Here is a 9,761-nt window from a genome sequence, read left to right on the forward strand (position 1 = left end):
CCTATGGGCGAAGCAAAGCGCCGCAAAACCCGCAACAGCCCCGACCCTGACCAAGAGCTACTGTTTCCCCAGCTCAAAGATATTCCTCTCACCAAAGCCCAAGCCCGCACGATCTACAATTGGACAACTCGGGGCGCTTGGACCGGCATTATTCTCCTGGCCATTGTTTGGGTGGTGGTGCGATTTGTGGGGCCTGCGTTGGGCTGGTGGCACCTGGTGGGCTAGACGGCTGGATCCTTTGAGTTTTCCTGGAGTTTCCCCATGCGATCCTATTTGGCAGCCGCCCTTCAGATGACCAGCACCCCCGATCTGGCCAGCAACCTACAACAGGCAGAGGAGTGGATTGACTTTGCGGCGCGGCGGGGATGTGAGCTGGTAGCTTTGCCGGAAAACTTTGCCTTCATGGGGCCGGAGGAAGAAAAAGCTCGCCTTGCCTCGGAGATCGCGCAGCGGGCCGAGGAGTTTTTGGCCAAGATGGCCCAGCGCTACCAGGTATTCGTGCTGGGCGGGGGATACCCGGTGCCGGATGGACAAGGCAAGGTGTACAACACCGCCGCCCTCTACAGCCCCGAGGGCAAGGAGCTGGCTCGCTACTGCAAGATCCACCTCTTCGACGTCAACCTGCCCGACGGCAACACCTACCGCGAGTCGAACACGGTGGTGAGCGGCAACGAGGTGGTGGTCTGCCAGGAAGAGCGGCTGGGCATGCTAGGTCTATCGGTTTGTTACGACGTGCGCTTTCCGGAGCTGTATCGTTCCTTGGTGGATCGAGGAGCGCAGGTGCTGTTGATCCCCGCCGCCTTTACCGCCTACACGGGCCGGGACCACTGGCAGGTTTTGCTGCAGTGTCGCGCTATTGAAAACACCTGCTACGTGATTGCTCCCGCCCAGGTGGGCACCCACTACGAGCGGCGGCAATGTCATGGCCACGCCATGATCGTGGATCCTTGGGGGACGATCCTGGCGGATGCCGGCGGCGAAAAACCAGGGGTGGCCATTGCCGAGATCGACCCGGAGCGCCTGCAGCTTATCCGGCGGCAGATGCCCTCGCTGCAGCACCGTCGTCTGGCCTGTACTGTCAGCCTTTAGGGATCCCCTATGCCTTGGCCGCCCTTGATCCTCTACAGCAAGCCCGGCTGCCACCTCTGCGAGGGCCTAGCGGAGAAGTTGCAGCAGATCCCTGAGATCGCCACGTTGGAAATCCGCGACATCACCACTAACCCCACCTGGTGGGAGCGCTACCAACTGGAGGTTCCCGTGCTGAGCTTGGCGGGGGATCCCGAACGATCTCTGCCCCGCCCCTCGCCGCGGCTAACCGTGACCCAGTTACGCACTTGGCTGGAACGACAGTTGGGTTGACGGCTTAAGAGGCTAGCGCTTCGCTGCGGGCGGTATAGCCAGCTTGGCGGAGGGCCTCAACTGCAGCCTGGGCATTTTTAACCCAAAATTGGGATCCCAGCCTCACCCAGAGCGTGTGGGGAGGGGCGACGATGGCCGCCACAACGGGGATGCGATTTTCTTCCTTGGCTTCCGAGCGTTGGCGGGCAAGCAATGTTTGCAGGCGGTATCGATCCTCCAATGTGCCGGCAGCCTCCAGAGGGAGTTGCACCGTAACCCAACTCACCGATTCAATTGGCTGCAAGTCCTCGACAATCAATTGCACCTGTTCATCCCGCTGATCCACCTTGGCCCAGATCAATAGCCGTTGATCCACCTCCAGGCGATGGCGCAAACGTTCGTAAGTCTTGGGGAAGATCACCGCTTCGCAACTGCCGGTGAGATCTTCCAGTTGCACAATGGCCATGCGATCCCCTTTCTTGGTGGTTACGGTTTTGATGGCGGTCACTAGGGCCAGAATGCCTACAGAAGTCTCGGCTGCGTAGCCGCTCAAATCCGAGAGGTTAACGGGAGCCAACAGGCGCGCCTGCTCTTGAATCCGCCGCAGCGGGTGATCCGAAACATAAAAACCCAACAGCTCCCGTTCCAGCCTTAACTTTTCTGGCGCTGGAAAATCTTCGGTAGCAGGCCCCCGCGGCGCCTCCATAAATCCCTGGCCATCACTGCTGTCGCTGCCCAACAAATCAAATAGGCTGGCTTGACCAATGGCTTTGGACTTGGCCCGCTCCGTCGCCCAGGTGAGAATGGGATCCAGATCCACCATTAATTGCTTGCGGTTGGGGGAAATACAATCAAAAGCGCCTGCACAGATCAGCGACTCGATGGCGCGACGGTTAACCAGGCGCAGATCCACCCGCTGGCAAAAGTCGGCCAAAGAGGTGAAGGGGCCCCCCGCCTGGCGGGCAGCCAGGATGTTTTGAATCGCCCCCTCACCCACATTCTTCACCGCCCCTAGACCAAACAAAATGCTGGATCCTTGGGGGGTAAAATCCAGCCCAGAGCGGTTGATATCGGGCGGTTGAATCTGGATCCCTATCGACAGACAATAGGTGATATAGCGCTGCACCTTATCTTGATCCCCTCCCACAGAAGAAAGCAGCGCCGCCATGTATTCTGTTGGATAATTGGCCTTGAGATAGGCTGTCTGGAAAGTAATCAGTCCATAGGCCGTAGAGTGGGATTTGTTGAAGCAATACTCGGCGAAAGCAACCATCTGGTCAAATAGTTCCGTGGCCACTTCCTTGGCCACACCTCGCTCCAAAGCTCCCCGGACGAATTGCTCCCGCTGTTGCTCCATCTCGGAAACTTTCTTTTTCCCCATCGCCCGCCGCAGCAGGTCAGCCTGGCCCAGGGTATAGCCGGCCATGTCCTGGGCAATGCGCATGATCTGTTCTTGGTAGAGAATGGCGCCGTAGGTATCTTGAAGGATTGGCTTGAGGAGATCGTGGGCATAGGTTACCGGCTTGCGGCCATGTTTGCGATCGATAAAGTCTGGGATCATGCCCGTATCCAATGGCCCCGGTCGGTAAAGAGCCAAGACCGAGGAAATGTCTTCTAAGTTGGAAGGCTTGAGCTCTCGCACCACCTGCTTCATCCCGGAAGATTCCAGTTGGAAGATCCCTTCCAGCTCTCCCTTTTCCAAAAGTTGGTAGGTTTTCTCGTCATCCAATGGTAGGTTATCCAGGTCGATGGTGACCCCTCTGTGCTCTCGAATCAGCTCCACAGCCCGCTGGATCATCGTCAGGTTGCGCAGCCCCAAAAAGTCCATCTTCAGCAGGCCCAGAGACTCAATATCTTCCATCGAGTACTGGGTAATGATTTGGCCTTCGTTGTTGTATTGCAAGGGCACGATCTCATCCAAGGGATCCTTGGCGATGACCACGCCGGCAGCGTGAACCCCAAAGGTTTTGTTGGTGCCTTCCAACAGGCGGGCCAGCTCGATCCAGCGGTGAGTGGTTGGGTCTTTCTCGTATTTTTCTTTGAACTCTGGAGCCGGCGTGTTCTCGCCGATCATCTCCTCCAGTTTGGCAGGCTTACCCCGCGATACCGGGATCAGCTTTGCCATTTTGTCGGCTTCGGCATAGGGAATATCGAGCACCCGGGCAACATCTTTGAGAATAGCTTTGGAAGTCATGCGGTTAAAGGTGATGATTTGGGCCACTCGCTCTTGACCATACTTGCGGGTTACATAGTCGATCAGCTCTCCCCGCCGCTCGATGCAGAAATCGGTATCGATATCCGGCATCGATTGCCGTTCTGGGTTGAGAAAACGCTCGAAGAGCAACCCATATTTGACGGGGTCAATATTGGTAATTTGCAGGGCATAGGCCACCAGGGATCCGGCTGCCGAACCGCGGCCTGGGCCTACTGGGATCCCGTGCTCACAGGCATAGCGAATGTAGTCCCAAACCACCAGGAAATAGCTGGAGAAGCCTTTTTGTTGGATGATGCTTAGTTCAAAGCGCAGGCGCTCCTGATAGTTTTCCGGAATCTGATCTGGATAGGCAACGCCGCAGCGTTTTGCCAAGCCCTGCCAGGCCAATTCGGTGAGATAGCTATCGGCAGAATGGCCCGGTGGAACCGGGTAGTCGGGCATGCGCATTTCCCCAAATAGGTCATAGCCCTCGATCTTTTCCAGCACCTTGAGGGTGTTGGCAATGGCTTCGTCGATCACCTCTTGCTCCAGGTGATCGCGGCAGAGGCGGCGCATTTCTTCTGGGCTTTTCAGGTATTCCGTCCCACTGTAGCGAAGGCGATCTTTCTCGGTGAGAGATTTGCCTGTTTGGATGCAGAGCAGGGCATCGTGGGCCTCCACATCCCAGCAGGAGATGAAGTGGCTATCGTTGGTGAGGATGATCGGGATCCCCAATTCGCGAGCAATGCGCACCAATTGCACATTGACAAAGCGGTCTTCTCGATAGCCGTGATCCTGGATCTCAATGTAGTAATCGTCTCCAAACTGTTCTTGATACCAGGCGGCAACCTGGCGGGCAATTTCTGGCCGCCCCTGCAAAATGGCCTGGGGCACTTCCCCAGCTCGACAGCCGCTGGTCACGATCAACCCCTCTTTGTATTGGGCCAAATACTCTTTGTTGATGCAGGGGCGAGCAAAGATCCCCTTGCCTTGAACGCCGTGGAGATGGGAAATAGTGGTTAGCTTCACCAAGTTTTTATAGCCCTGGGTGTTTTTGGCTAGAACCACTTGGTGATACTTGGGATACTTGCGGCTTTTGTCTCGAATATCGCCGTTGATAACATACATCTCGTTGCCAATAATCGGCTTGATCCCTTTGCTTTTACACAGTTTCACCAGCTCAATGGCCCCATACATGACGCCGTGATCGGTCAGGGCCAGTCCTGGCAAACCCATCGCCACCACCTGCTCAATCAAACGCGGCAATTGGCTAGCCCCGTCCAGAAGGCTGTACTCGCTGTGCAAGTGCAAGGGGACAAAAGACATGGCAACGCTATGGGTAGAGGGATCCCTTCAACCTTAACCCAGCGCCCCTTTTTCCAGTTGCTGCTAGCTGCCGCTACAGTAAAGTCAGGCCGACGTTTTCTCCCTTTGCTTGCATGGAGACTCCCCTTCGCCTCACCCAGTACTCCCACGGCGGCGGCTGCGGCTGCAAAATTGCCCCGGCGCTGCTGCAGCAGATTCTTAAGGAGCTGCCTCTTCTTTGGTCAGATCCGGCCCTGTTGGTGGGGGCTGAAACGAGCGACGATGCCGCCGTCTACCAACTCAACGACGAGCAGGCCCTGATCCTGACCACCGACTTTTTCATGCCCATCGTGGACGATCCGGTGGATTTTGGCCGCATTGCCGCAGCCAACGCCCTTTCTGACGTTTACGCGATGGGGGGTAGGCCCATTCTCGCCCTCGCCATTCTGGGTATGCCGGTCAACACCCTGCCCCTGTCGGCTATTCGGGAGATCATGGCCGGGGGAATCCAGATCTGTCAGGAAGCCGGGATCCCTTTGGCCGGGGGGCACTCCATCGATTCGCCCGAGCCTATCTTCGGCTTGGTGGCGGCAGGCCTGGCCCACCCGCAGCACATCCGCCGCAACGCCACGGCTCAGCCCGACGACGACCTCATCCTAACCAAGCCGCTGGGGATCGGGGTGATGACCACCGCCCTAAAAAAGGGTCAGCTTAGCGCAGCGGGCTACGCCGAGGTTTTGCAGGTGATGACTCAGCTTAACCGCATCGGCCCGCAACTGGCGCGGCGACCCCAGGTTCACGCCCTAACCGATGTAACGGGGTTTGGCCTCTTGGGACACTTGCTAGAGGTCTGCCGTGGCTCAGGGGTAAGCGCCGAGTTGGATCTGGCTGCTATTCCCTTTTTGCCCGAGGCCCTCTCCTTGGCGGAGGCGGGGATCTTCCCAGGTGCAGCCCGCCGCAACTGGCAAGGCTATGAAGGCGTAGAGGCCGACTCTCTACCGGAGTGGCAGCAGTTGCTCTTGTCGGATCCGCAAACCAGCGGCGGCTTACTGCTGGCGGTGGATCCCGCCTTCACCGCAGAGCTTTTGCAAGAGCTCCACAGCGCCGGCTACTCCTATGCTCGCCGCATTGGCCGCTGCCAGGCCGGCGAAGGGATCGCCATTCGGGTTGTCGGCGAGATCCAAACCCCCCGCCAGTAGCTTGGGGGAAGGCCACGTTTGGCCCTCTCCCCCCAATCTATGAAGATTTGGTCAAGCAGAGCTGCGAAAGTTGAAGATCTCATGTAAGGGGAAGGGGAGCTGAGATATCTTAAAGAGGTATGAACGAGCCCTCTCCCAACAGCCATAGCCTGGTTCAGTGGGTTGAGCCAGGTCAACTGATTCGCAGCCTCAGCAGCGGCCAATTGCTGATGGTGGATCCGCAGCGGCACAACGCCTTGATCATCTGCAAGACGTTTCATGCCGAGTTTGCCGGGCCGGGCGCTGCGGTGGGGGGGCCCTTGGATGTGGAGTCGAGCAGCGTGATCCCGATTGGGGATGTGGCTCTGTTGCATCCCCAGGGCTATCAAGAGCGGCAAAACGCCTATACCAAGCGGCTGCACTGGATGCGCTGGTTGCAGCAGATCACCGATAATCCTTTGCCGGCCCAGCGGGCGCGGATTTTGCTCTTTAGCTTGGAGGAGTTTTTCTCTGCGGAGTTGGTCAAGCAGTTGCCGGATGACATTTTGGCGCGGCTGGTGGGGGTGCTGCCGCAGACCATCGCCGCAGCTCGGATGGAAATGATGGCCCCCTGCAGCCCCAGCTATTCCCTGGCCGGCTAGGGGGATCCGTTCAAGATTGGACGGCGTGGGCAGTGTCTTCGAAATAACCCCAAAGCTTAGCTACACTAAAAGCCAACTTCGTTCTGGCAACTCGCCCAACCGGGACCCTGGCCTCATGCAGTGGTGGAAACGGCTGCGCCAAAATCGCTGGGCTCAAGTGGGAGCCTACATTCTCGTTTTTTTCTACGTCTGCGCCATTTTTGCCGAGTTTGTTGCCCCCTACAGCCCGCTGGAATCGCAGCCAGGGGGATCCCTTTTGCCCCCCACCGCCATTCACTTGTGGGATGAGTCGGGCGCTTGGCTGGGGCCCCACGTTTACCCCACCCGCCAGGGGCCGGTGGATCTGGAAACGGGCGAACGTCCGCTTTTGGTGGATAGCAGCCGTCCCGCCGGGATCCGCCTGTTTGTGGCCGGCACCCCTTACCGTTGGCTGGGGCTGATCCCCTGGGATCGACATTTGTTCGGCACCGTCCCCCTGCGGCCAGAGGAAGGGCTGCCGGTAGCGCGGCTGCACCTGCTGGGCACGGATGATCAGGGCCGCGACTACTTCAGCCGTCTGGTCTATGGCGGGCGCGTCAGCCTGTTTGTTGGCCTGGTGGGCATCGGCATCTCTTTTCCCATCGGCCTGCTGGTGGGGGCCATATCCGGCTACTTCGGCGGCTGGGTGGATACGCTGCTGATGCGGCTGACTGAGGTGTTGATGTCGATCCCAACCCTGTATTTGCTGGTGTCGCTGGCGGCGGTGTTGCAGGTGAACCCGCTGACCGGCGTGCCCTTCAGCAATGCCGAGCGCTTTTTGGTGATTGTGGCCATCCTCTCTTTTGTGGGTTGGGCGGGCTTGGCCAGGGTCATTCGGGGCCAGGTGCTGTCCTTGCGGGAGCGAGACTTTGTGCAGGCGGCGCGGGTGGCCGGGGCCGGATCCCTGTATCTGCTGGTGCGGCATATTCTGCCTCAGACCACCACCTACGTGGTGATCTCGGCAACCTTGGCGGTGCCCGGCTACATCGTGGCGGAGTCGGTGCTGAGCTTGATCGGCCTGGGGATCCAACAGCCGGATGCGTCTTGGGGAAATATGCTGTCGCTGGCCACCAATGCTTCGGTAATCATTCTGCAGCCTTGGCTGGTGCTAGCCCCCACCCTGATGGTGGTGCTCACCTCTTTGTCTTTTAACTTGCTGGGGGATGGTCTGCGAGATGCCCTCGACCCGCGGGATCCATTTTGAGGAGAAGCTGCTTCCGAATTGTGACGGTTCAGGGGAGATGCGAGGGTCTGCCGTTCACCGCTTTCCGTCCGGATAGAGCCGATTTAGCCCCTTGCGAGCCTTAGCATAAACATCCAAGGTGGCATTCATTTTTAGGATCTGGCGGTAAACTTGCTCGGCCCGGGCGATTTCCCCCTCCTGCTCCAACTTCTCGGCCAGCTTGAGCAAACTTTGGGCCGAGGGATCCGCCAAAGAACCCTGCTCCTGCAGTTGCTGCAGCTCTTCCAGGCGCTCCTGCACCATTGGTCGCAACAGCCAGGAATCATCCAGATCCAACACCTCTCGGTAGTAGCGCTGGGCCTCTTTGAAGTTCTTCTGCTCGTCGTAGGCTTCCGCCAGTTGCAGAGCCAGCTCCGCCGTGGGCCGATCCTTAAACTGGCGATGCAGTTGGTTCAGCCGCCGCAGGAAGGGGGATCCCTGCTGCGGGTTTTGTAAATCCGGGGCGTGTTGAACCGGCAGATAGTCACTCCTCTCCGCCGATTGTTGAGGGGAAGGGGCAGGCTCCGCGGCTTGAGATCGAAGGGGCGTTTGACGGCTGATGCTTTTGGGGTCAATGGGGGCGGGCTTGTAAATCCAAATCGGCTGATCCGGAGAGGATGCCGGTGGGGTTGGGTGTGGGATCGGCTGGGGCAAGGGAATGGTCTTGCGCTCCGGCGGTTCAGGAGGGGGTTGCTTCAGTTCTGCAAGGGTGCCGGGAGGTTTGGGGGCTTGGAATTGAATTGCTTTGGCAGTCTCCCTGCGCTCTTGGGCCAATTCTCGATAGAGGGCGGCCAATTGGGCATACCCCGCTTCTTCGTAGGCGGTGGCCAGCCAACGGGCATTCTCCGGGCTGGGATCCGCACGATAAGCCCGCCGCAGCAACTGCAAAGCAGTGCCATAATTGCGCTCTCGAATGGCTGCCTGCCCCAAACTGGCTGAGCTGACCCCGGTTGTATCGCTAGCCATGGTTCTCCGTTATGCCTTGCTGTGCAGCGATAATAAATCAGTTTTCCTTTTCCAAGCCAGCCACTCAGGGCAACCTTGGCAACTGGATCCCTTGGCCATAGCATACCCTTGTCGAGCCGAACGCTGACTGTTGGGAAAGACTTCTCTTCTTGTTGGGATCTGCTCGATAGACATCTTTAGCCGATGTTGATTTGAGATTGAGGCGTTGAGATCTGGATGTGAGGCGTACTTTCAAGCTAGCTTGTAGTCAAGACCCGAGCAGCGACAGGTTTCGGCGCAAACATGATTCAACAGTTTCGAGAGCGGTACCCTATGGGCAGTTTGCTCACCGATCTGTTGCGCGTAGAAGAAGGGATCTACATTGTCAAAGCCCAGGTGGTGGTGAACAACACGGTTCTGGGTAGTGGTATTGCCGGCTCCAACACAGTAGAAGAAGCGGAAGATGCTGCGCTGAAGCGCGCTTTAAACCACGCAGGATTCGGTCATTCCGCAACTTCCTTGAGCTTGGGTATGGATTCTGCTGCCGCCAGGCTGCCCTATTTGCCAACTCCCGACTTGGCCTTGGCCAATGGGCGCACCCACTCTTCTCCTGCCCCTCAAGCCCCTGAGCCAACAGGGATCCCTGCGAAGCCGACTCCCTCAGAATTGCCCAGCTTGAGCGAGCCGGGAGCCTATGGAGATGATCTATCAGACATCATTGCTCAAACAGATGTCGAGATGCAGCGTATTGGCTGGGGCCGCAAGGAAGGACAAGAGTTCCTGGAGCGTCGCTTCCAAAAAAAATCTCGCCACCAACTGAATGAGGCCGAACTGCGGGAGTTCTTGCGCTATTTAAAACAGCAGCCGTCACGCCTCAACAGCGAGCCTCGTTTTTGATTTTCCCAGACTCCCTCACCCCC

At 58.1% G+C, this 9,761-nt stretch carries 9 protein-coding genes; 7 read left to right on the plus strand and 2 right to left on the minus strand.

Features of this window, described 5'->3' with window-relative positions:
• The 3 genes from NW853_RS01300 to NW853_RS01310 form a co-directional block, all read left to right on the plus strand.
• On the plus strand, positions 1 to 225 hold a 225-nt coding region (locus NW853_RS01300), incomplete at its 5' end, for a DUF2839 domain-containing protein (RefSeq protein ID WP_414347279.1).
• Positions 226 to 261: 36 nt separating this feature from the next.
• The gene (locus tag NW853_RS01305) at positions 262 to 1,089 is read left to right on the plus strand and encodes a carbon-nitrogen hydrolase family protein (RefSeq protein ID WP_414347281.1); all 828 of its coding nucleotides are present in this window, start codon (positions 262 to 264) and stop codon (positions 1,087 to 1,089) included.
• 9 nt (positions 1,090 to 1,098) lie between these two features.
• Positions 1,099 to 1,359: a glutaredoxin family protein gene (locus tag NW853_RS01310; RefSeq protein WP_414347284.1), complete on the plus strand. Its 261-nt coding sequence runs from the start codon at positions 1,099 to 1,101 to the stop codon at positions 1,357 to 1,359.
• Between the two features lie 4 nt (positions 1,360 to 1,363).
• On the opposite strand, the gene NW853_RS01315 is transcribed toward NW853_RS01310, so the two are convergent.
• On the minus strand, positions 1,364 to 4,858 hold the full coding sequence (locus NW853_RS01315; RefSeq protein ID WP_414347286.1) for a DNA polymerase III subunit alpha: 3,495 nt from the start codon (positions 4,856 to 4,858) through the stop codon (positions 1,364 to 1,366).
• A 113-nt stretch (positions 4,859 to 4,971) separates the two neighbouring features.
• On the opposite strand from NW853_RS01315, the gene selD reads away from it, so the two are divergent.
• The 3 genes from selD (at position 4,972) to NW853_RS01330 (ending at position 7,878) form a co-directional block, all read left to right on the plus strand.
• Entirely contained in the window at positions 4,972 to 6,036 is a 1,065-nt protein-coding gene (gene selD / locus NW853_RS01320; RefSeq protein WP_414347287.1) for a selenide, water dikinase SelD, read from the plus strand.
• A 119-nt stretch (positions 6,037 to 6,155) separates the two neighbouring features.
• A complete protein-coding gene (locus tag NW853_RS01325) occupies positions 6,156 to 6,656 on the plus strand; it encodes a hypothetical protein (protein WP_414335588.1) in 501 nt (166 codons plus the stop codon).
• A gap of 115 nt (positions 6,657 to 6,771) precedes the next feature.
• The gene (locus NW853_RS01330) at positions 6,772 to 7,878 is read left to right on the plus strand and encodes an ABC transporter permease (protein WP_414335586.1); all 1,107 of its coding nucleotides are present in this window, start codon (positions 6,772 to 6,774) and stop codon (positions 7,876 to 7,878) included.
• 54 nt (positions 7,879 to 7,932) lie between these two features.
• On the opposite strand, the gene NW853_RS01335 is transcribed toward NW853_RS01330, so the two are convergent.
• Positions 7,933 to 8,862, minus strand: coding sequence for a hypothetical protein (locus NW853_RS01335; protein ID WP_414347289.1), 930 nt, complete (start codon positions 8,860 to 8,862; stop codon positions 7,933 to 7,935).
• 312 nt (positions 8,863 to 9,174) lie between these two features.
• Here NW853_RS01335 and NW853_RS01340 point away from each other — a divergent pair, with 312 nt between their 5' ends.
• Positions 9,175 to 9,738, plus strand: a complete 564-nt coding sequence (locus NW853_RS01340; RefSeq protein ID WP_414337632.1) for a hypothetical protein — start codon at positions 9,175 to 9,177, stop codon at positions 9,736 to 9,738.
• Positions 9,739 to 9,761 lie beyond the last annotated feature (23 nt).

The organism is Synechococcus sp. H55.11 (genome assembly GCF_047462475.1).
In the GTDB taxonomy this organism is placed as follows: domain Bacteria; phylum Cyanobacteriota; class Cyanobacteriia; order Thermostichales; family Thermostichaceae; genus Thermostichus.

Bases quoted from the DNA above. Each gene is read 5' to 3' on its own strand.
- NW853_RS01310 (WP_414347284.1), top strand. From the start codon at position 1,099: ATGCCTTGGCCGCCCTTGATCCTCTACAGCAAGCCCGGCTGCCACCTC.
- NW853_RS01330 (WP_414335586.1), top strand. From the start codon at position 6,772: ATGCAGTGGTGGAAACGGCTGCGCCAAAATCGCTGGGCTCAAGTGGGA.
- selD (WP_414347287.1), top strand. From the start codon at position 4,972: ATGGAGACTCCCCTTCGCCTCACCCAGTACTCCCACGGCGGCGGCTGC.
- NW853_RS01305 (WP_414347281.1), top strand. From the start codon at position 262: ATGCGATCCTATTTGGCAGCCGCCCTTCAGATGACCAGCACCCCCGAT.
- NW853_RS01335 (WP_414347289.1), bottom strand. From the start codon at position 8,862: ATGGCTAGCGATACAACCGGGGTCAGCTCAGCCAGTTTGGGGCAGGCA.
- NW853_RS01325 (WP_414335588.1), top strand. From the start codon at position 6,156: ATGAACGAGCCCTCTCCCAACAGCCATAGCCTGGTTCAGTGGGTTGAG.
- NW853_RS01340 (WP_414337632.1), top strand. From the start codon at position 9,175: ATGGGCAGTTTGCTCACCGATCTGTTGCGCGTAGAAGAAGGGATCTAC.
- NW853_RS01315 (WP_414347286.1), bottom strand. From the start codon at position 4,858: ATGTCTTTTGTCCCCTTGCACTTGCACAGCGAGTACAGCCTTCTGGAC.